14 protein-coding genes are annotated in these 24,196 nt (G+C 40.5%); 10 read left to right on the forward strand and 4 right to left on the reverse strand.

Going from position 1 to position 24,196, the window contains the following annotated elements; translation table 11 throughout:
* The first annotated feature begins 16 nt into the window (after positions 1-16).
* The 8 genes from DWW10_RS15060 (at position 17) to DWW10_RS15095 (ending at position 18,374) form a co-directional block, all read left to right on the forward strand.
* The gene (locus DWW10_RS15060) at positions 17-2,332 is read left to right on the forward strand and encodes an ABC transporter permease (RefSeq protein ID WP_022392096.1); all 2,316 of its coding nucleotides are present in this window, start codon (positions 17-19) and stop codon (positions 2,330-2,332) included.
* 1,000 nt (positions 2,333-3,332) lie between these two features.
* A complete protein-coding gene (locus tag DWW10_RS15065; RefSeq protein WP_022392095.1) occupies positions 3,333-5,651 on the forward strand; it encodes an ABC transporter permease in 2,319 nt (772 codons plus the stop codon).
* Positions 5,652-5,667: 16 nt separating this feature from the next.
* Positions 5,668-7,986, forward strand: a complete 2,319-nt coding sequence (locus DWW10_RS15070; RefSeq protein WP_022392094.1) for an ABC transporter permease — start codon at positions 5,668-5,670, stop codon at positions 7,984-7,986.
* 189 nt (positions 7,987-8,175) lie between these two features.
* Positions 8,176-10,572 carry an ABC transporter permease gene (locus DWW10_RS15075; protein WP_022392093.1) on the forward strand — a complete coding sequence of 799 codons (2,397 nt, stop codon included), beginning with the start codon at positions 8,176-8,178 and terminating at the stop codon, positions 10,570-10,572.
* 12 nt (positions 10,573-10,584) lie between these two features.
* Entirely contained in the window at positions 10,585-12,798 is a 2,214-nt protein-coding gene (locus DWW10_RS15080; RefSeq protein WP_022392092.1) for an FtsX-like permease family protein, read from the forward strand.
* 5 nt (positions 12,799-12,803) lie between these two features.
* Complete coding sequence (locus DWW10_RS15085; protein ID WP_022392091.1) at positions 12,804-15,089, forward strand: ABC transporter permease; 2,286 nt, start codon at positions 12,804-12,806, stop codon at positions 15,087-15,089.
* Positions 15,090-15,119: 30 nt separating this feature from the next.
* Positions 15,120-15,794, forward strand: coding sequence for an ABC transporter ATP-binding protein (locus DWW10_RS15090; RefSeq protein WP_007218531.1), 675 nt, complete (start codon positions 15,120-15,122; stop codon positions 15,792-15,794).
* Between the two features lie 252 nt (positions 15,795-16,046).
* Positions 16,047-18,374: an ABC transporter permease gene (locus tag DWW10_RS15095; RefSeq protein WP_022392090.1), complete on the forward strand. Its 2,328-nt coding sequence runs from the start codon at positions 16,047-16,049 to the stop codon at positions 18,372-18,374.
* On the opposite strand, the gene DWW10_RS15100 is transcribed toward DWW10_RS15095, so the two are convergent.
* The 4 genes from DWW10_RS15100 to DWW10_RS15115 all read right to left on the reverse strand — a co-directional run bounded on the left by DWW10_RS15100 (position 18,361) and on the right by DWW10_RS15115 (position 21,689).
* Positions 18,361-18,960, reverse strand: coding sequence for an aminotransferase class IV family protein (locus DWW10_RS15100; RefSeq protein WP_022392089.1), 600 nt, complete (start codon positions 18,958-18,960; stop codon positions 18,361-18,363). The genes DWW10_RS15095 and DWW10_RS15100 overlap by 14 nt on opposite strands.
* Positions 18,944-19,948: an aminodeoxychorismate synthase component I gene (locus DWW10_RS15105; RefSeq protein ID WP_022392088.1), complete on the reverse strand. Its 1,005-nt coding sequence runs from the start codon at positions 19,946-19,948 to the stop codon at positions 18,944-18,946. The genes DWW10_RS15100 and DWW10_RS15105 overlap by 17 nt, the downstream gene beginning before the upstream one ends.
* A gap of 42 nt (positions 19,949-19,990) precedes the next feature.
* Positions 19,991-20,677, reverse strand: a complete 687-nt coding sequence (locus DWW10_RS15110) for a hypothetical protein (protein WP_007214195.1) — start codon at positions 20,675-20,677, stop codon at positions 19,991-19,993.
* 130 nt (positions 20,678-20,807) lie between these two features.
* A complete protein-coding gene (locus DWW10_RS15115) occupies positions 20,808-21,689 on the reverse strand; it encodes a hypothetical protein (RefSeq protein WP_022392087.1) in 882 nt (293 codons plus the stop codon).
* A gap of 186 nt (positions 21,690-21,875) precedes the next feature.
* Here DWW10_RS15115 and DWW10_RS15120 point away from each other — a divergent pair, with 186 nt between their 5' ends.
* Both DWW10_RS15120 and phnX read left to right on the forward strand, forming a co-directional pair.
* A complete protein-coding gene (locus DWW10_RS15120) occupies positions 21,876-23,231 on the forward strand; it encodes a DUF5690 family protein (RefSeq protein ID WP_022392086.1) in 1,356 nt (451 codons plus the stop codon).
* 149 nt (positions 23,232-23,380) lie between these two features.
* On the forward strand, positions 23,381-24,178 hold the full coding sequence (gene phnX, locus DWW10_RS15125; RefSeq protein WP_022392085.1) for a phosphonoacetaldehyde hydrolase: 798 nt from the start codon (positions 23,381-23,383) through the stop codon (positions 24,176-24,178).
* Positions 24,179-24,196: the final 18 nt, after the last annotated feature.

The following is a 24,196-nucleotide window of genomic DNA, read 5'->3' on the forward strand; positions in this document are numbered from 1 at the left end:
CTAAAAATAATTCATTATGATATTTCATTATTTCAAAATCTCATTTCGCAATATACTGAAGTACAAGACACAAAGTGTTATCAGTATGATTGGTCTGGCAGTAGGTTTCACCTGTTTTGCCCTCTCCAACCTGTGGATACACTACGAAACGACGTATGACAATTATCATGATGGAGCCGACCGAATGTATATTCTCTATCGTACCAGTATAATGGAACAACATGGATACAGTACCGGAATGGCATATCCTGCATCCACTATATTAAAAAATGACTTCCCGGAAGTTGAAGAAGTCTGTGCCTATAGTAAATGGACGAATAAAACTAAAATAAAGACAAACGAACATACCGCTATAGAAACTTATAAGATACAGGCAGACTCATGTTTCATGAAGATGTTTAATATTTCCATAGTGTCGGGAAATGTAGATTTCATGTATTCGGATGATAAAGTTGCACTGACCGAAGAAACAGCCATACAACTATTTGGTTCCACGGATGTACTCGGTAAGGAGATTATAAATGAGAATGATGAAAAAGCTACAATCTGTGCTATCTTAAAAGCCCTGAATCATAGTAATCTTTCATTTGGCTTCTGGGGAGAAGGAGCATACTTCCGTCGTTGGCAAACAGACTGGAGTAATGGAGGCTTTAAAACCATCGTTAAATTGCGTAAAGGGACTGATCCGGTAGCTTTTCAGAAGAAGCTCTCTGCATACGACAAGAAAGTAGATCCCAGAGATATCGAATGCATATTTGCGAAAACTCTGCTAATGCCTTTAAGTAAATATCATTATTCACCGGTCAATGAAAACAAATCCATCAAATTTTATTATTTGATACTCTTTTCCATAGCAGGAGGATTAGTTATTCTTTGTTCATTATTCAATTATCTCTCCTTATTCATCAGCCGCACAAGAATGCGAAGGCGCGAGATTGAATTACGAAAAGTATGCGGTTCATCAATCGGCGGTTTGTTTGCATTGCTTTCTATAGAATACCTGTACATCATACTCCTGTCTGGATTGATAGGCATGGCTTTAGTAGAACTAGTCTTACCCACCTTCCAAACAATGTCCGGCGTATCCGGCAATATTTACGGAGAATCGTTGCTCTATTTTCTCGGCATCCTTTTCCTTTCTCTACTCCTGTTAGTGCCATTCATTATAGGGCAATCGCGATTTTCGAAATCCGGGAACCGGCATCTGCTTCGTAAGGTCAGCATTATACTTCAGTTAGCAGTAAGTCTCCTTTTTCTGTTCTGTATGATCATCATAATGAAACAGATTTATTTTCTCTCCAATACAGACTTAGGGTGGGAGAGAAAGGATATAGCCACTATCAGCAATTTATATCCGGACAATGACTTCGATGCTATTGCAGACAAAATAAGGCAATTCTCTTGCACAGAAGAAGTCGTAACGGGACATTGCTCTCTGTTGCCCCGAACAACAACCCTAAGTGCATATTATGATGATTGGGATGGAAAAGAAGAGGACGTAAAAGATGCGAATCCACTATTTCTGTGGGAAAGTGAAAAGATTCTTCCATTCTATAACATAAAACTGTTGAAAGGGGAAATTCCCAAAGAAACAGAACGGGATAGAGTTATGATCAATGAAACAGCAGCAAAACTATTTGGAATGAACGATCCGGTAGGCAAGAAACTCTATCAGAGAAGCAGAGCAACCACCATAGTCGGCCTGATCAAAGACTTCTATACCACCCCTCCAACGATTCCTGCACAACCCTGTATATTTATTTCAGGACCTGTTAGTATCAGCGGATTTTATTTCGGAAAAGGACAGATTCTGATTAAATACCATGATGGCAAATGGAAGGAGCTGAAAAGTAGGGTAGACAGCGTGCTCACTCATGAATATCCGGAAGTGAAGTATAAACTGGACAATACAGAGGATCTTTACGCAGAGTATTTGAAATCAGAGAATATACTTATGAAGCTTCTCAGCTTTGTTGCCGTGGTCTGCATGCTTATTGCAGCATTTGGTATCTTCTCCCTTGTTACGCTCAGTTGCGAGCAGAGACGTAAGGAAATAGCCGTACGCAAAGTGAATGGAGCCGCCATTAAAGATATCCTTCTCATGTTTGTAAAGGAGTATATGCTCTTGCTGATTATAGCATCTGTCATCGCATTTCCGGCAGGATATGTACTTATGAAGCGTTGGCTTGAAAGCTATATAGAGCAAACAGCAATCAACACCTGGATCTATTTTGCTATTTTTGCCTGCATAACTATCGTTATTTTAATATGCATCAGCTGGCGGGTATGGCAGGCAGCACGACAGAATCCGGCGGAAGTGATAAAAGAATAAAAACGATCCTTTGGGATTATAATTATAAGAAGCAATGTCGTGATGCGGAACTAGCAATCTTGTAATGTGGAATATTGCTAGTTTTGTATCACGACATAGCTTCTTATGTTCCGTTTAAGGCAGGGGTGGACTATACCTTGGCTTACCAGATTATTTCTCGCGTGCTTTTATTGAATAAATATAACAAATCTAAGACTAATAAAAGGCTTGGTAGGGGTCAAAATAGGGTCAGGGTCACTTATAGCCCTATTGGCAGGTGATTTTCAATTCTATCAGTCAATATTACATTGATATACAGATAGTTGACTTTAGACAACTTTTGCAAAAAACAGATTCCCGTAGATTCGGAATATTGTAATGCGAACGATTCTTTATAAGTAAATGTTTGATACAAAAACAGGAAAGTGAGGCAAAAGTGACAAAGAGCAAATTATAAAATCTGATTCCTTAGTAATTTGACCCTATATCAGTGCTTTTATTTTACACCTAATTAAAATATTCTATTCATTTGAGCCGAATTGGGGGGGTATAAGTGACCCTGACCCTATTTTGACCCCTAAACACCACACATTTCTTTCTATTTTCAGACTATAAAACATTGATATACAGTAATTAATCCATCAGTAAGTAGTGTATTTATGAGTTCATCTAATGCATGGTGTTTTAGAGAAAAGTAGAAGCATTTTCCCGATTATTAAAAGAGAAAAAACGCTACACCTGTTCACAGCTAGATTATTACTTCATCAAAAGTTAAGAAGTTATAGTCAAAGCCTATAACTATCCTTTGTGATTTTAAATGTACCATTTGTGCGAATATGCACTATTTTTGTGCAGTATAGCACACTAAAACAATGTTTTCAAAACAAGTATTCATCTATAATACAAGTAATTATCTCTTTGGCACAAGATTTGAACCTTAATATTAAAAAGAAACTCATTATAATATATAATCCCGCAAATAACATCAAAAGTAAATAGACAGCAAACAAACATTTAAGCTATGATACAACATTATTTTAAGATAGCGTTTCGTAATATACTGAAATATAAAACACAAAGTATTATTAGTATCCTTGGCCTGGCAGTCGGCTTTACCTGCTTTGCCCTTGCTAACTTGTGGATACATTATGAAATGACGTATGATGCTTACCATGAAGGAGCAGACCGGATGTATATCCTATGCAAAGAAAGCGTATTTGGAGTAAACGGGTACTCCACTTCCATACCATACCCGGCATCAACTGTGCTGAAAAACGATTTCCCTGAAGTAGAAGCAGCATGTGCCTATACCAGATGGGGACAAAAAACAGATGTTAAAGCAGACGGCAGTACTGCAGAAGTATATGAAATGCAGGCAGACTCATGTTTTATGAATATGTTCAATATATCCATTCTATCAGGAAGTATGGACTTTATATATTCAGATGATAAAATAGCTTTAACAGAAGATATAGCTATACGTTTGTTTGGTTCTACGGATGTACTGGGCAAAGAAGTTAAAAACTACAACGACGACACAAAAACGGTTTGCGCCATCCTCTCAAATCTCAATCACAGTAATCTGACATTCGGTTGCTGGGGACAAGGAGAATACTTCCGCCGTTGGCAGAATGATTGGAATAATGGAAGCTTCGAAATCATTATCAAATTGCGTAAAGGAACAGATCCGATGGCATTTCAAAAGAAACTTGCTGCACACGAAATAAAAGCCGATCCAAGAGATCCCCACAGAGTGTTTGAAAGTATTCGGCTAATTCCACTCGACGAGTATCATTATTCATCAATTAACAGAAACAAGTCTTTTCAATTCTATTATCTGATACTGTTTTCCGTAGCCGGAGCTTTGGTTATTCTTTGTTCTCTCTTCAATTACATCTCTCTGTTCATTACTCGCATGAGAATACGTAGCCGCGAGATAGAACTGCGTAAAGTATGCGGCTCCTCCATCGGAGGCGTATTTATTCTACTTTTTATAGAGTATTTGTACATCATATTACTATCCGGCGTATTGGGTATGGCTTTGGTTGAGATGGCCTTACCTGCTTTTAAAAAGATGTCCGGTGTATCTGGAAATATTTATGGAGAATCACTACTTTATTTTGTGGGAATTCTCTTACTGTCTTTGCTTCTGTTAGTGCCATTCGCCATCAGACGGTCGCACATCCGGAATACCGGAAATAAGTATATGCTCCGTAAAGTAAGCATTGCATTCCAGTTAGCGATAGGGCTTCTTGTCACATTCTGTATAATAGTGATGATGAAGCAAATCTATTTTCTTACGAATACAGATTTAGGATGGGAAAGAAAGGGTATAGCTACCATCAATCTTTTATATCCGGATAAAGATTTTGAATCCATTGCTGATAAGATAAAGCAATTCTCATGTACAAAAGAAGTTATATCCGGACATTGCTGTTTATTGCCTAAGACATCAGGCTTTTCACAAACTTTCGATAATTGGGACGGAAAAGAAGATGGAACGAAAAGTATAGATATGCTATGTCTGTGGAATTGTGAAAGGACTGTATCTTTTTACAATCTAAAACTGCTGGAAGGAGAAATGGTGAAGCCAACGGAAACGGGTAAAATAATGATTAACGAATCGGCTGCAAAAGCACTTGGAATGAATGACCCGGTAGGAAAGAAACTTTATCAGAAGAATAGAGCATGGACCATTATAGGTATAATTAAAGACTTTCACATCACAGCTCCGACAGAGCCGGTACAGCCCTATACTTTAGTTGCAGAGGATATTCTTAAAGGCATGGGATTTTCTTTGGGAAAAGGGCAAATCTTAATCAAGTTTCATGATGGTAAATGGAAAGAACTGAAACAGCAGATCGACAGTATATTCAGCCAAGAGTATCCAGAAGTGAGATATAGATTGTTCAATACAGAAGAAGAATATGCCGGGTATCTGAAATCAGAAAATGCTTTGATAAAATTATTGAGTTTTGTCACTACCGTCTGCATAATCATTGCTGCTTTCGGAATTTTTTCTCTGATCACATTGAGTTGCGAACAAAGACGTAAGGAGATAGCTATACGCAAAGTAAATGGAGCTACAATCCGGAATATTCTTATTATGTTTGTGAAAGAATATATGCTTTTGTTAGTCATTGCGGGCGTCATATCATTCCCCGTAGGGTATGTGCTGATGAAGCGTTGGCTTGAAAACTATGTAGAACAGACAGTTATCAGTGCCTGGATATATTTTGCTATATTCGGTGGCATAATGATCGTTATTTTTGCATGTATTGGCTGGCGGGTATGGCAGGCAGCGCGGCAGAATCCGGCAGAAGTGATAAAAAGTGAATAATAGAAAAATCAAAGACATGATACAGCATTATTGCAAGATAGCGTTTCGTAATATACTGAAATACAAAACACAGAGTATTATTAGTATTATAGGTCTGGCGGTAGGATTCACTTGCTTCGCACTCTCAAATCTGTGGATACACTACGAAATTACATATGACAAATTCCATGAAGGTGTGGAACGAACTCATTTGCTTTACCAGGAATCCACTTTCAATGAATCAACATTCAGTACATACAGTTCATATATGTTGGCTACTACACTCCGGCAAGAATTTCCGGAAGTAGAAGCTGTGTGTGCAGTTTACCAGAACGAGACAGAACTGAAAACCAAAGAAGGGAAAAATGCGAAAGTTAATTGCATATATGCTGACTCTACATTTTTAGAGATGTTCCGTCCTACCTCCATATTGTCCGGAAGTATGGAATTTATTTATTCTGATAATAAAATTGCATTAACAGAAGAGACTGCGATGTCATTATTCGGTTCAACTGAAGTTTTGGGACAAGAGATAGAGGCAAATGATACACCTAAGACAGTCTGTGCCATTCTGAAAAATGTAGAGAAACATAGTAATCTCTATTTTGCCGCATGGACAATGTCATCACAATTTCAAAAAGAAAAAAGCGAATGGGGAGTACATAGATTTCAAACGTACGTTCGGCTACGTAAAGGAGTGGATGCTATATCTTTTCAGGAAAAAATGAAAAACTACGAATCCGGAAACCAATGGTATTCCAAACCTTTCGAAAAAAATAAGATTATTCCATTAACCCAATATCATTACTCTGCCATAAATGAAAAACTGGCCCTTAAATTTAATTATTTAGTACTTTTCTCCATAGCAAGCGGCATGATTATACTTTGCGCATTGTTCAACTATCTTTCTTTATTTATCACCCGTATGCGCACGCGGAACAGGGAAATTGAATTAAGAAAAGTATGTGGTTCATCCATTCGAAATTTATTCATACTTTTTGGTACCGAATATTTATTTGTGCTGCTTTTATCCGGTCTCGCGGGAATGACATTCATCGAATTATCGCTTCCGAAATTCAGAGAGCTGTCCGAAATTAATGGAAATATTTATGGAGAGTCATTCCTCTATTTTGCAGGTATTCTTTTCATATCCTATATCCTATTAATACCTTTTATTGTCCGCCGATACCACAGACAATCCGGCAGTCTGTTTCGATTCCGCAAATGTAGTATAGCATTCCAATTGATAATATGTATCTTATTTATCTTTTGCGTAAGCATTCTTATGAAGCAACTCAATCATCTGGCAAATGGTGACATTGGTTGGGAAAGGAAGAATACAGCAGTATTAAGACAATATGTTTCTCCGGAATCTTACGCTGCCGTCAGTGCCGAAATAGATAAGATGCCATGTATTGTAGAGACACTGAAGGGATGTGAACCCTTGTTTCCAAGATACAGTACACTAACTTATAGTACAGATAGCTGGGAAGGAAAGAAAAGTACGGATAAGGCAGATAGAATAGATATCACCTGCATAAGAGAAGGGAAGGAATTTATCAATTTCTACAACCTGAAACTAATAGAAGGTGAAATGCTAAAACCGGATGATGCAGATAAGGCTATCATCAACGAGACTTGTGCAAGAAGACTAGGTTTAGATAATCCGATAGGTAAGAAAATCAATATTCACCAAGGAGTTACAATCGTCGGAATTGTAAAAGACTTCCATATCACAGCACCTACAATTCCGGCAGCACCTACTTTATTCTGCAATAAAGGAGGTCTGGGAGGTTCCGGTTCCGATGCCAACTATGGTGATATCTTGATAAAATATCGGGCAGGAACATGGGATGATCTTAAAAAGCGAGTAGATGATGTATATACCAAAATCTCAACTGGCAGTAATGAATATCATTCTCTTCTCAATATAGAAGAGGAATATTCTAAGTTCCTGAAATCCGAAACGTTATTATTGAAGCTACTTGGCTTTGCCTCAATTATTTGCGTACTCATTGCCGTTTTCGGAATCTTCTCTTTCATTACGCTAAGTTGCGAGCAGCGGCGCAAAGAAATAGCCATCCGCAAAGTAAACGGAGCGTCTGTAAAAGAAATACTTGCCATGTTTGTAAAAGAGTACTTTATACTACTCGTTGCAGCATCAGTGATAGCATTTCCTATAGGATACGCTTTGATGAAAAAATGGTTGGAAAGCTATATAGAACAAACAGCAATCAGTGTATGGATATATCTGGCTATATTTAGTGGGATAGGTTTACTTATTCTGTTATGTATCGGTTGGCGCGTATGGCAGGCTGCACGGCAGAATCCGGCGGAAGTGATAAAGAGTGAATAGACGGTGCGTATTCGCACTATTTATGTGCAGTATAGCACACTTATTAAGTATCAATATAATGCATATATATCTAGCATACAAACCATTACAACTTTGGCACAGGATTTGAAAACTTATTATCAAAATGAATATACTATGTACAAGAATATACTTTTATCACTTAGTCAAAATAATAGCAACTAATATACCATGATATTCCATTATCTCAAAATAGCATTCAGAAACTTGTGTAAGCATAAGACACAAAATATCATTTCCATCATCGGATTGGCAGTAGGTTTGCTCTGCTTCTGTGTCTGCATATATTGCAGTCGCTTTGTAGAAAGCACAGACCATTGTTTTGCTAATCATGATCGCATAGCAGAATTAAATCTCTATGACGGTAAGGCGAACAGATATTTTTCCGGTTCTCCTGTTCCTCTGGCCGAAGATTTGCGCACATGGGCTTTGGGAGAAACGGAAGCCATTTCATCCGTAACCTATCCTCGCGAACGCCCTTATTATGTAGAGTTATCTCCGGAAAAGACGCTACCCTATGAACTTGAAACGATTGAAATAGATACTTGCTACAATAAAATCTTCACTCCGGAAATGGTAGCAGGACATTGGAAAATGGCAAGTCAGTCTCTTAACTCCGTTATCCTGAGCCAATCTATGGCCATTAAAATATTCGGTAATGCAGAAAGTGCTATCGGCAAACATATGACTCTCATGAGAAGGCTCAATACTTCTCCTGAAAGTACCCCGAAAACAGGAGGCATCGTCTATACCATTCAGGCAGTAATGAAAGATATCCCTCTGAACAATAGTTTAGATTTTATGCAAAACATAGATATGCTGACCGTAAACGATAGTGAAGGACTTCTGCAAAGTCCCAAACGGCATAACATGACGGGAGCAAATACCTACGTACTGTTATCACCACAAACTACATGTACCGATTTAGAGAAGCTATTCTCAAAAAGAGACTATACTTATACTTTGTATGGCGAAGCTTACACTGTCACTGCCAGTAATATGGGAGCCAGATTGAAAAAACAAGGTGCTTCCTATCTGGGATTAGTTACCGGAACTGTAGGTACACTGATATTACTAGTAGGGCTGATCAACTTTTTCCATTTCCTTATCGGTTCTTTCTTCAATCGTACTAAAGAATACAGTATCATGAAAATGATAGGATGCAACTGGAAACAACTTTTCTGCTTGCTATTCACACAGTCATTGATTGTCATATCCATATCCTCCATATTGGTATTATCAGGCATAGAATTATTAGGGAATCACATGAATTTCTCTTTGCCGGGCTTTGCAATGACCTTTACCTCTGAAACGCTTTTAATACATGCTCTGCAATATATCGCTCTTCTTATCATACTCTGCGTCCTTATATGTTTGTCTGTTTCCATTCGTATTCGTCGTATTACCGTGCAAACAGGTATTTATGGAAACAATAAACGTAGAGGTAAGCAATGGGGACGTAACCTTATGCTGGGTATCCAGTTCTTTATTTGCTGGGTATTTGTATCCCTGACGGCTGCTTTATATCTGCAAGCCGAGAAAACGACCAATAGTTTAATCCATACGCTAAGTCAAAAAGAAAAATCGGAGATTCTTAGTATTCCCCTGGACTATCCCTTTATGAAGAATGAGGAAAAGTTGGCGTTGATAGAGCGTTTTAAACAACATGCCGGAGTGAAAGAAATTCTGTTATCAGATGTCGGTTATATGCAAGGTATGTCGGGCAATGGATTAACGACCGAAAAGGGAAATGAGAACTCCTGGATTGATATTAGTGTCATGGCTGTACCCGTCAATTTCTTCTCTTTTATGAATATTCCCATAGAACAAGGAAGACTTCCTCAAACGGAAAAAGATATTGTGGTAGACAATGTCTGGCAGGAGATGCAGAAGAAAGATGTAATCGGTATGAACTTGTATAGCGGTAATACTGACTACACAATCTGTGGAATATCCGCACCTTTTCAGGCCAATGTATATAACAGAAGTAGTGGATATGCTTTCCTGCCTTATGATCCTTCAGTCTACATAGGCCATTGTTACATAAAGAGTCATCCGGGCCAGCAAAAGGAAGTAGCCCGATGGATTGAGAAAGTCTACCGCGAGATGCTTCCTGAAAATATAACTTATCAGGCTAAAACATTCCTGAATGATATCCATGTTTTGCAGGCTCTTGAGTACAATCTGAAGGACATTATTTTGTTCTTTGCTGTTATCAGCATTATTATCACACTATTAGGTGTATACTCCAGTATCACGCTCGATACAGAACGACGCCAGAAAGAAGTTGCTATCCGTAAAGTAAATGGGGCAGATGTTCCGCAGATTATCCTGTTGTTTGCCCGTCTTTATATTATCTTGTTATTGTGTAGTGCCATCGTTGCATTCCCGCTTGTATATGTTGTATTGATGTTATGGAAACAAATGTATACGGTATTCTTTGATTGCGGTCTGCTTTTCTGGCTCTGCATATTCTTGATTGTTACTTTTATTACAGGCTTTACAATACTTTTCCGTATCTTGCGGATAGCAAAAACGAATCCGGCGGAGGTAATTAAAAACGAATAAAAAGATTAAATTATGCTACAGCATCTATTTAAAATAACATTACGGAATCTGTGCAAACAAACAGGAAGAAGCATTATATCTATATTATGCGTTACAGTTGGACTTTTATGTTTTAGTATATGCAGTTATTATTACAATACATTCCAACGTGGAAACCGATTATTCGAAACATACGAATGTATGGCTACAATCCGGCTAGTGGAACACCCGGAATGGATGGTGAATATACCTTTGAATGAAATCAATAAATTGGGTAGAGATGAAATTAAAGCTGCTGCAATATCTTATAATACAGAGGAATGTATTCAAATAAACGATAATACTTTCCAAGTTTCCACCACTTGTTGTAATAGAGACTATTTTACTACTTTTCCATCTAAAGTTATTGAGGGAACTTTGGCTGAATTTGAGAAACGACCTGATATAGTGGTTGTTACTGATAAATTTGTCAAAGAATATATGCCCAATGCCCATTTACCAATCATAGGTAATATTATTACCATTAACCAGAAGAATTACAGTATTGGAGCTGTTATTGAATCATATCCGGCTGGTATGAATAATTATCTGGATAGCTATGATTTATTTATACCTAACAATGAAGCATTTGGAACTATAATACTTCTACTTAATAATCCATCGGACTTGTCTATCTTGAATAAGAGAATCACACAAGTCGATTTCATGCAGAATGAGGATGAATATCAACTTTATCTATTGAGTCAACTTCCTTATAAACCTGGTATAGAATTATGGATTAGCATAATAGGGTTAATCATATTGATAATTGCCTTAACTAATTATTTTTCATTCAGCATTGGTAATTTTGCCAATCGTACTCGTGAGTTGAGCCTCAGACGCCATATGGGGGGAAGAACCAGTAATATATTCCTAATTCTATTCAGTGAACAGTTCATAATTTTATTATTAAGTGGTACGCTTGCAATGGCTTTATCAGAAAGTATGCTACCTATGATATTCAGCCATATGGATTATGAAATAAGAAAGGGGCTTCAAATAGAAATACCCGCCTTATTGAAGCATGAGCTGAAGTGTTTTCTGATTATACTTCTCATATCATTTTGCTTATGTTATGTAACAGTACACCAGCTTCTCTACAGAATGTATAAAAAGGGATTGAGTGGAAGACAGAGCAAAGGCAAGCATGCTTTACGAAATGTCTCATTGACAATACAGTTCTTTTGTGCTTTGGTATTTCTTATTGGCATTATGGGGGTACATTTCCAAATGAAAAGTCTTTCTGACAGCATGAGCCCTCTATTGACCAAACAAGAAAAAGAAAACCTTATCATCATACCCTCCACTTCGCATGACGATAGGCTGAACAAAGACTTACCGGAGTTATGCAACTATTTCCGTAGTAAAAGTTGGTGTAAATCTTTATCTCTTTACACTTTCAGCATGATGAATATCAATAGAAATCGCGTTATACTTAACTTTGTAACAGAAGATTTTCTAAAGCAAATGAAAGTAGAGAGAAAGCATCAGCAGGGCGACGTTTTTGCCTACATTACTCCTGATATAGACAAAGATATCAGAAAGGATTCTATATTCAGCACCATCACATCTTTAAATGGAAATGAATACCCCATTACAGGTATCTGCCCAATATACCCTAATCCTGGTTATAACACACCTTATTTGATATTGCTTCCATTGGAGAAAGAGAATAAGGTTGACAAAATTATATTGCAACTCATGTCGGAAGCCAACCGACATCAAGCTCTTAAGGATATTTCAGAGAAAATCAATTCGTATTATCCAAGCAATAAACCTTATAAAGAAAAAACTTTATATGACGAAGAAATCGGATATCTAAATATTCTAAGAAATCTGTTTATTGCCTGTACTATCATTTCAATTCTGATAACAATATTGGGAATCTTCCATTCAATACAGATTGATACTGAACGACGACAAAAGGAGGTTGCCATTCGTAAAGTAAACGGAGCGCGAATCGTAGATATTTACTGGTTATTCAGTAAACAATATCTGGTACTATATTTAATAGCAATAGCATTGGCTGTCCCCCTTTGCCTATTCTTTATGATTATAGCGGATCAGTCAATTATATTCGATTATACCCATCCTTTGCTGTGGATTATTCCTCTATTGATTACCGCTGTGGTAATTATCACTACTATTAGTTGGCGTATCTATCGGATAGCAAGAACCAATCCGGCGGAAATAATTAAAAACGAATAAAAACAATGGTATTACATTATTTGAAAGTTGCTCTACGAAATCTGCTGAAGTACAAGACTCACAGTTTCATTTCCGCCCTTTGCCTGGCAGTGGGAATCGTATGCTATACCATTGTATGCTTTTTCATGCAGGAATGGGCCAAACTTGAAAACTTACCTGACAGCGAACGACGGATAAGAATAACAGTCAACCAGAAACAAAATTCTCTTTTTCGAACCAATGAAATAAAACGACTGGAAGAGCGATCTATCAGTGGGCTAGAGTGCCTGACCATACAATCCTTTAACAATTCAACGGAAATAGAAGTCATTGATAACGAACAACGTAATTTACCTTTTCTGATAGGTTATAGAGGGGTTAACAGTAACTTTTTCTCCTATAACAACAGACAATTGCTACATGGCAGCCGACTTCCCGAAGCACCTGATGAAGTGGTATTATCCCATAAATTTGTGAGCAAAGCGTACGGCACTGCAAATCCCATTGGAACAACCATACGCCTTGCTAACCCACAAAGTATAGCGGAAAATACAATACAGAGCTTTAAAGTCGTGAATGTAGTGGAAGATAACGGACTACAAGACCCCAAAGTCGATTGTTATTTCTCCTATGAAATCATGACTTATGACGCCTTGAGTGTAAAAGGTTATCTATCGCCTAAGGCAACTATGGAAATACTAAACAAAAGTTTACGGTCCATAACGTGGCAACGGAATGAGGACACCGTACACCCTTACGCCGCATTCAGTATGCGGCAAGACAAAGAACTGACAATGGTGCAGTTTCTAATACTATTCATAGCCTCACTTATCCTGGTTTCAGGGCTGATTAATTTCCTTAAGTTCATCATTCAGATGTTCTATAATCGTCAGCGTGAAGTGGCGCTTCGCAAGTGTATGGGATCCGAGATAAAAGGACTGTTCCTTCTTCTTTTTGCTGAAGTGTTTTGGATGATGTCCACTGCATTTCTTTTGTCTCTGGTTTTAACGGAACTCATGATAAATCTTGCGGAAATATACATTCCAAGCCATGATATGCCCGATTTACCCTTGTCATCTATCTACGTTGTACAGTTCCAAATATATATTGCACTTTTGATGATCTGTATGCTCGTAATATGGTTTCCTATCCGCCGTTTACGACAAGTGAGCATAATCAGCCAAATCAACAATAACCGTAGCCGTCATATTTTCCGTTCGATCATGATGTGGTTGCAGTTAGGCATTGCCATTTTCTTTGTAGGCAGTACACTCGGCGTCAATATGGTGTGGCACGAAGTGTTCGGTCAGGCATACAACCCGCTTACATTCGAAGAAGAAGAAAATATCATTTCCCTGAAGGTAAATACCCAACGTATGTGGCAACACATAAACCCTATATTATCTGATATTCAAGCATTGCCGGAGTGTATAGAGACACTGACCATGACAGATGATTTGCAAAGTGGAAATCATTTTATGCGCACCTATAAGAAAGCTGACCAATCGGAGGTCATGATTGACATAGCAATGGGAGCTCCGAGTTACTTTAAATTCCTGAATATCCCTTTACAAGGAAAAGAAGTGAATGGAGATGCAGAAGGTACCGTTTATGTCAGTGAGGCTTTCAGACTTCAATTGGATAAGGACAACGTGCAAGACAGAGTAGAGATTGAGGGGCAGAGTTACCGCATCATCGGTACTTTCAAAGAGCTTTATAAAGAAACTCAGGGAAGAGCAACCATCGGTTCGGTATTTTTCCCCAGCAACCATTTCAGGTATTTCTATGTCAAGCTGGCACCGGGTACAAACGCTACCAAAAGTATCCGGCGCATCACTGATATCTGTCGTAACTACGTACCCACAACCTTGCCTCTTGAAATCCGCTCCCTATCTGATAACAAACAAACGATGATGGGATCGATGTATATGACACAAGTGGCAATGACAATCCTGGCCGTTGTAAGTATACTATTGGTTGTACTGAGCATCTATTCGGCCATCTCCATGGACACAGTCAGCCGACAGAAGGAAATAGCCATTCGTAAAATCAACGGAGCTACCCCATGGATCATTGCCGGTATATTCGGTAAAGCTTATCTGGTGATTTTCCTGCTGGCTTTTGCGGTTGCTTATCCTTTGGTACGACTGATGCTGCTATCAATAGGCGAAGGTACAGTGAAATGTATACAAGGCTGGGATTGGGGAATTCTATTATTCTTCAGTGTGGCCTTCATGATATTCCTCACCACCGCATATAAAATTTACCGGATCATGCATATCAATCCGGCCGAGATAATAAAAAATGAATAAACAATATTACTAATTAAAATTATCACTATTATGATTAAAACAGTAAACCTGCAGAAAATCTTCAAGACAGAAGAAGTGCAAACATGGGCTTTGAACAATGTGAACATCGAAGTGAAAGAAGGTGAGTTCGTCGCAGTCATGGGACCTTCCGGTTGCGGTAAATCTACATTGCTGAATATCCTTGGCTTGCTCGATAACCCTTCGGGCGGAGAATACTACCTCAATGGAAAGGAAGTCTCCAAATACACTGAAGCACAACGCACCAGCCTGCGTAAAGGTGTCATTGGTTTCGTATTCCAAAGCTTCAACCTGATTGACGAACTGAACGTATACGAAAACATCGAACTGCCGTTGCTCTACATGGGCATTCCTTCCGCCGAACGCAAACGTCGCGTGGAAACAGCTATGGAACGCATGGCCATCACACACCGAAGCAAACACTTCCCACAGCAGCTCTCCGGTGGTCAGCAGCAACGCGTTGCCATTGCCCGTGCCGTAGTAGCCAATCCGAAGCTGATCCTTGCCGATGAGCCTACCGGTAATCTGGACTCTAAGAACGGTAAGGAAGTGATGGAACTGCTGAATGAACTGAACAAAGAAGGAACGACCATCGTCATGGTAACCCACTCACAGCACGATGCCGGTTTTGCAGGACGTATCATTAATCTGTTCGACGGACAGGTGGTGACAGAGGTGAGTCTGTAACCCAAATTGTACACATTTTTACTTAAGCCCTAAAAGGACGAAATCGGAGATATACTATTTTATTTCGCCCTTTCAGGGCTCAGAGATGGGAATACTTATTACGTAGGGCGATGCCCTACGCTATATGATGTAAGCCTTTCAGGTTTCTGTACTGTAAATGCGAGCCCTTTCAGGTTTCCCGGCACTATATAATATAAACTCTTCAGGCTTCCTGATAGAGCTAAAACCTATTAATATTATCACTAAAAGAACATGTACATTCTGAAGTTTGTCCTGCGTAGCTGGTGGCGAAATAAATTGTTCGTCACTATTTCTCTTGTCAGCCTGGTTATCGGTATCGCATGCACCAATCTACTGACAGCCTTCGTCCTATACGAATACAACATTGAGTATAACAACCACAACCGTGACCGTATCCTCCGGCTGACACAAACACTACCTTTCGCTCAACAAGAAATGCAGGGAACATTCGTATACCACGAATCTGTCCCCGAAATCATCTCACAATTCCCTGAGATAGAAGCTTCACTACGCACACAAGCTATCACGCACACAAAAATCCGTGTGGGCGACCAAGAATATTCCGAACTGAACCTGCTATCGGCAGACAGTACATTGCCCAAGTTTATCCCCATCGAAACCCTTGCAGGAAAAATAGAAGAAGTATTGACTCACCCGGGAACCATTGCCATCAGCCAAGCTTTGGCCGAACGTTGTTTCGGTACCACCGACTGCCTCGGCAAGCTGCTGGATATCCCTCAATCCGGCGAAAGTGCCTATCGTATCGCCGCCGTCTTCCGCCTGCCATCGCAAAGCATGTTGCAGGCAGATCTGCTCACGCATCTAAAAAGTCCCGAAGGAACCACCTGTTCGATACTTCTCAAAGAAGGAACAGACCTCAACGCCTTTCGCCAACGCTTCGAGACAACCGAGCTTCCTACTTTATTAGGCAAAGGGTATTACCGTACCCAGACTTTACAGGAATCCTATTTTACCACTACCACACAAGATAGCAATCAGTGTATCGAGCATCGGCAAAAGGCCCTGTTAAGCGTCGGACTGCTATCTGCTTTATTAATCTTGTTCATCGGTTGCTTCAACTATATCAACCTCAGTTTTTCACGCTTATTGAAGCAAATACGCACCTTGCACATTGAAAGCCTTTTAGGTGCAAGCCACCGTCAAATCCGTTGGCAACTCTTTGCCGATACTTTCCTAATGGTGATTACAGCGTTCTTGTTATCCATTCTGTTGATGAGCGACCTGTTAGCAGTATTCAATGCAACAATATCCGCACATCTGTCGTTCTCCTATCTTTTCTCCGTTCAGGTATTCCCTGTTATCCTGCTGTTTGTCATCATTCTATCCGTTGTTCCGGCAGAATACATGAGCCGGAAGATACAGACCTTGTCCGAAAGCCATTACCGCAGCTTCTTTACAGGTCGTAAGAAACAGCGCATTGTAGCAGCACTGGTCACCTTACAATTCATGATTTCTATCGGACTGCTAAGTGCTTTTATGATAATCCGTAGCCAAATGGACCTGATAGAGCAGGAGGGAAGCCGCTACAAAGGAATCGTTGAGTTTGGAATCGGCGACTCCCGGCAATCCCCTTTATCTACTTGGATAGAAGACATTAAATCCATCCCCGGAGTGAAGTCTGTTGTATCTTCCAAATCAGGTCTTTATACCATGAGTATGGCCGTTCCCCGCCAAAATGGTGAGAAGAATGACCTTCTGATGCTTGAACTTTATGAAAACTGTCCGGACTTCCTGGATATATACGATTTCGACTTGCTGGATGCCAAACAAACATTCCATTTATTACTCCGTACCTCTGTGCCGGTCATCATCAACGAGTCCTTCATTCGCTATCTTGTGCCCGAAGGAGAAGATCCGGTGGGACAACCGATCTCTAAATACGTGCCCGAAAAGAGTGAGAAAGGTACTATTATCGGTGTCATGAAAGATTTCAAGAAATATTCGCTCACAAACAATGTGTTTCCACTGAGAATGATTCTGCACGAAATGCCACAAGATAACTATACCACATTGACCTTACAGTTTGACGAACAAGATCGCACAACAGTTATCAATCATCTTCGCGGATTATGGGAGAAGCCCCCCCCCGGTACTCCATTCAATTATGAAGACCCTTATCAGGTACTGATCTCCAATAATCAGGAAGTCACCGACTTTTCCCGCATCCTGCTGATGTATGCATCAATCAGTTTATTCCTCACACTGTTCGGATTGTTCGGCATCACCCATTATGCTATCCAGCAACGTATACGTGAAATAGGAATTCGGAAGATTCACGGTGCATCATTCGGGCAAATATTATGGCTTGTCAATCGACCGTTCCTGTACTACATAGGTATAGCGTTTATACTCATTGTACCCTTGGTTTGCTATCTGATGAATTATTGGCTGCAACAATTTGCTTACCATGTACACATTGGTATCCTTCATTTTCTGCTTCCTTTGGTCTTCACTGTCTGCATCACCCTGCTCACAGTATGCCTGAACAGTTATCGGGCAGCAAGAAATAATCCGGTAGATAGTATCAAATACGAATAACCGTATCCCGGTTAATCTCCAGAACCAGAGACTGAAAATCAATCATCGCATTAAATAAAGCGATGTGTGAATAGGAGGAAATCTCATCTGACGGAATATCACATTCCGTCAGTACCCCCCGTTCCAACAGCAATGCACGTTTTGTGCCTTTCAATAGGGGAGTCCTCGGTGTATACCAGACTCCCTCTTTTTCTAACGCCACATTAGCAATGGAAGTATCCGTCAAAAGATTGTTTCTGACAATCAATACATCATCCTGATTGCCGCGTAGGGCATACAATGCTTCCAGTTCCTTCCGGTCCGTACTCTTGTAGCGATAATCAATCGTATCCGAACCGACCAACCGGAGTGAACTTACAGTCCTCATTGTATAAGCGGAAAATGCCACTTCACATACTTCTCTGCCATAAACTACCCGGCATTTATAAAAACCGCTTTCAGGACAATCCCCTGTATAATCCAGAATATCCAGTTGATCCGCCATTCCGAAAACCGCTTGTCTCGTCTCATTCATCCTACGGTTGTGATGGGCAAGGTTCTGCAACTTACCGTCACGTACTTGTATCGTTTCAATAAATCGGCACATATATTTTCTGTTTCATTTCTTCATATTCACTGCGGGCGTCACTCTTGAAAGTAATGCCACCACCGCTTTTAAAATACATTCCGTCCGCCTCTTGCTCCACAAAACGTATCATCACGGCACTATCCATATTGTCTCCATCGAAATATCCGGTTATTCCCGTATAGAATCCCCGTTCATATCCTTCAGCTTCACGAATAATCTGCATCGTCTTCTTTTTGGGTGCACCGGTAATAGAACCGGCAGGCAACATACTGAAAAGAATATCACCTAACTGCCGTTTGTAATCTTCTGGAAGTTCACCGCATATCTCCGAACTAGTCTGCAATATCGGTCCCCGATTTGTCTGCAACACATCTATATAGCGATAACGCTCCACCCGGACATGAGACGCCACAATACTCAGATCATTCCTGATCAGATCCACAATCGTAGCATGTTCCGCCGCTTCTTTCCCGTCGTTCATCAAGGTTTGTACGGCATCGGGCAGGGTAGCGTCTATCGTACCTTTCATGGGATAAGAGCTGATAATCCCTTTCTTTATCCGAACGAAAATCTCCGGAGAGAAAACTACAAAACGATTCTTTACCCATACTTTATATAAAGCACGGGAGTTACAATATATATCCTTTAAAGTCAGATTGGTTTGTACCGGAGTCCGGCAAGTTAAATTCGTAAGAAAGCTGTTTCCGGCAAGAATATTCTTTTTCACATGTCCGAAAGCACGACTGTATTCCTGAAAAGAAACAGGCTGTGAGGTCCATTCTATCTGTTCCGGTAAACTCTCCGGAAACAATTCATCCGTTAAACCGGCAACTGCTTCATTCGTAAATCCATTCAGGTTATATATCAACTCCTCCGGTGAGACCTCTGCCGTCTCTTCCACATAAACCTGTTCCTGCGAATAATCAATCAGAAAGACAAACGACTTTGAACAGCCTGCCAGCATATTCATGCGTGCGATTGCTTCCTGCCTACTATATAGTTTCATACATCTATTTTCGTTTAGCAGGAAGCAAAGGTAATAAAAAAACTATTTCCGTGCCGCCACTGCCAGCAATACTCCCAGCACAATACCCAGCAATGCCGCAAACAATACGCGCATATCCGGCGGAAGCATGAAAGTAATGGTGTGTGCAGGATACCAGAAGAACGGGATTGTCTTCTTAAAAACGAAGTTCCATTGAACGTTCCAGTTCAGTCCGGTGATGATTTTCGTCATCGGAATAGGAGTGATAAGACTCTTAATAGAACCGCCGCACATCAGGATATGCGTATCTGTTATTTTATGGAAAGTCATGAATACCGGAGCAAAGATTGTGTTCATCGTTACCGATATGGCCAGCGCCACCAGCACCTTATCGAGAGACATCGCTTCACTTGTAAACGTTGCAGCAGCATTTGCCATTCCCATATACTCCATGAACTGCGGCACACCTTTTGAAAAGATAATCATAGCGGCATTGATTCCCATACCGAGTATGCCCCATACCACCATGCGCGGAATAATACCGAAACCCTTCCGGTTGTACACTCCCGCACTGATTCGTAATCCCAGAACTTCGCCCAACGAAGACAGAATGGCAAACTTCAGAAAGCTCATCACCATACCATGTGCAGCATTGAACGACTTATACCAGTCATAAACCGCGTCACTCAAAAAGAAGGGTAGAAAGACTACCACCACCAGAATAATAAACAGGAAATCTTGCTTTTTCATTGAAAAGACGTGTTTTTCATTAATAATGCGGCAAACATACTAAAAAACTTTCAATATCAAAGCAAGATGATAAGAAAAACTGTAAAACCGTAACAAAAGACACACCGTCGTTCTATTCTTATTAGCAGAATCACAGTTTCAGCATCTTCTTCTCCCTTTCCAGATCGTCACCATTCAGGTGAGGGGAGGGCACCGTACACGTTTTTATATAATCCCCGCCCCGGCATGTATATTCAAAATAGACCTTTTGCTCCGGTGTCAGTTCTTCCTCGGTCAGCAGTCCGCCTTTCAGTTCAATAAAATCATCCATGCTGGTGCTATCGGAATATTTCACGAAAACAATCCGCCGGGCTATCGGATTCCGGTTATAGTCCAGACTCAGGTAAAGCCCTTTCAGCATAGACGGATAGTCGTACATGGGCAGTTGCAGATAGATGGTGAATAATGCAAGCTGCGGAGCCTCCCTTTCGTTGAAGATGATATATGCATTCTGATGATTATTTAATAACCCGATCCCCCGGTGCGTTGTGTTGTAAGCGCTCATATGAGTCACCTGTACATAGTCATTGTTTTCGGAGGCACTAATCAGATATGGTTCCATCTTTAGGCAATCGCTCGAAGACGAAAGACTATAACTTATATATATACCACTATAATTATACACTTCCTGTGCCGAATGATTCATCTCTTCGGTCAACATTCTGACGAATGGAATTTCCTTCTGGTTACCGGTTGTCACGGGTTCCAGTTCCAGCAACTGCCCTTTCATTTCAGTAAGGTTGCCGAGCAAACGTTTCTTCGAAACATTATTCACCTGAGACAGGGCATAGTCCAATGCTTCTTCTGCCGTCATTCCTTTCTTTACCGATCTTGCAAAGGTGGGCAGCACACTTGAATAGAGAGAAGACAGCACACTGGCAGGCATATTCGTTTTGTCAGCTATATCTTTCATTTTCACCCCTTTATTACGCAGATCTTCTATCCGCTTATATATCTCTAATAGTTCCTCCATATTTTGTAAGTGTTTTTGGTTTTTAATTTGCAAAGAACACCCACTTGTGTTATATTCCGATTGCATAAATGTTACATTAATGTTACTTTATTTTCTATCCGATAATTAAATGTATTAATAATAAATATTCATTTTTTCTGTAACATCATCCTTCTACTTTTGCCCTCGAAATCAAAAGAGAATAAAATGAAAACAATTACCGACATTAAAACGGAACTACTTTCAAACAAGAAAATATCCGATCTTGTATTCATACTTTGGGCAGGAGGTGCAGCGCTTCTTTCGTACTCCTTAGTATATGCGCTTCGCAAACCTTTCACCGCTGCCTCCTTCGATGGATTGGAGGCTTTCGGATTGGATTATAAAGTACTGGTTACCATCGTCCAGATTCTGGGCTACCTCATCGCCAAGTTTGTCGGTATCAAGTTGATCTCCGAATTAAAGAAGGAGCACCGCATGAAGTTCATCCTGGCTTCTATTCTGGTAGCGGAACTCTCCCTGGTTCTCTTCGGACTCTTGCCCGCTCCTTATAATATCTTCGCCATGTTCTTCAACGGTTTGTCACTGGGTTGCATGTGGGGCGTGATATTCAGCTTCATCGAAGGCAGACGCACCACCGATATTCTTGCCAGCCTTTTGGGTATCAGTATTGTCATCAGCTCCGGCGTGGCAAAATCTATCGGACTGTTCGTTATGAACACCCTGCATGTAGGAGAGTTCTGGATGCCCGCTCTCATCGGCGCTTTTGCCTTGCCATTACTTGCCTTGCTGGGTTACACCCTGAATCGCCTGCCGCAACCCACCCAACAGGACATTGCCGAAAAGAGCCAGCGTGTCACTCTCAACGGAAAACAACGCAAAGAACTGTTCCGCAACTTCATGCCTGTATTGATCCTCCTGTTCGTAGCCAACCTGCTGTTGGTTATCCTCCGGGATATTAAAGAAGATTTCCTGGTGAAGATTATCGACATGAGCGGACATTCTTCCTGGCTGTTTGCACAGATCGACAGTGTTGTTACTCTTATCATCCTGGCACTTTTCGGAATGATGGTCTTTGTAAAGAGTAATATCAAAGTATTGGTCATCCTCTTGAGTATGGTGGTTGCCGGAACGGCTACCATGAGTTTCGTATCACTCAATTACGATACGCTTCAACTCAGCACCGTGACCTGGCTGTTCATCCAGAGTCTGAGCCTTTACATCGCCTATCTTTGTTTTCAAAGCATATTTTTCGACCGCTTCATAGCATGCTTCAAGATAAAAGGCAATGTAGGATTCTTTATTGTGACGATTGATTTCATCGGATATACCGGTACCGTACTCGTCCTGATGTTCAAGGAATTCTTTAATACGGATATCAATTGGCTCGATTTTTATAACCAGATGTCCGGTTATGTAGGAATAATCTGTACCGTAGCATTCAGCTGTTCTATTGTCTACCTGGTGCAGAGACATAAGAAAGAAGAACTCCTGCGCACGGGACGTGCGGTAGAAGAGAAACCGAAAATGCTGCAATCTGCATTTTCTGTGATGCCCAGCTAAAAAAGTAAGAGAAATAAGAACATTTTATCGCAATAAGTAATAATTCAACAGATGAATAATTCAAGTTTCGCAAATAGCCTAAAAGGCTTACAAAAGTAGATAACCCCCAATTTATTATTAAACAACTCATTATAAAATAACAAGTAAACATGAAAAGAATAGAATGTATCATTATGGACTGGGCAGGCTCTGCAGTCGATTACGGATGTTTCGCTCCGGTAGCCGCCTTCCTGAAAGCCTTCAATGAAATAGGCATCAACATCACGATGGAACAAGCCCGCCGCCCTATGGGAATGGCCAAGATAGACCACATCCGCGAACTGTTCAAGATGGACGGAGTAGGCGAGGAGTTTGAGAAACTCTATCACCGCCCCTGGAACGAACAGGACGTAATAGATATGAACGCCAAATTCGAGGAATACCTTTTTGCTTCCCTGGCAAACTACACCGACCCCATTCCCGGAGTCATCGAGACCCTGAATGAACTGAGAAAACAAGGCATCAAAATAGGTTCCACCACCGGCTACACCCAAGCCATGATGGACGTAGTGCTCCCCAATGCAGCCCGCAAAGGCTACACCACCGACAAGTGTGTCACTCCCAACGGCTTGCCTGCCGGACGTCCTCTTCCTTATATGATTTACCAAAACATGATCGATCTTGCCATCCCTTCAACAGACTGTGTTCTGAAGTACGGTGACACCATTGCCGACATCAAAGAGGGTATCAATGCCAAAGTCTGGACCGTCGGCGTAATACTCGGCAGTAACGAACTGGGACTAACCCAGGAGGAAGTAGAACAAATGTCTCCCGCAACGCTCACTGCCCGGAAAGCAGAAGTCAGACAGCGCATGCTTCTGGCGGGCGCCCACTATGTGGTGGACAGCATCGAAGAGCTTCCCCAAATCATAGAGCTTATCAATCATAAACTGAATACGAATCATTAATCCTTTTAAATATCAAAC

The organism is Bacteroides intestinalis, from assembly GCF_003464595.1.
GTDB classification, from domain to species: Bacteria; Bacteroidota; Bacteroidia; order Bacteroidales; family Bacteroidaceae; genus Bacteroides; species Bacteroides intestinalis_A.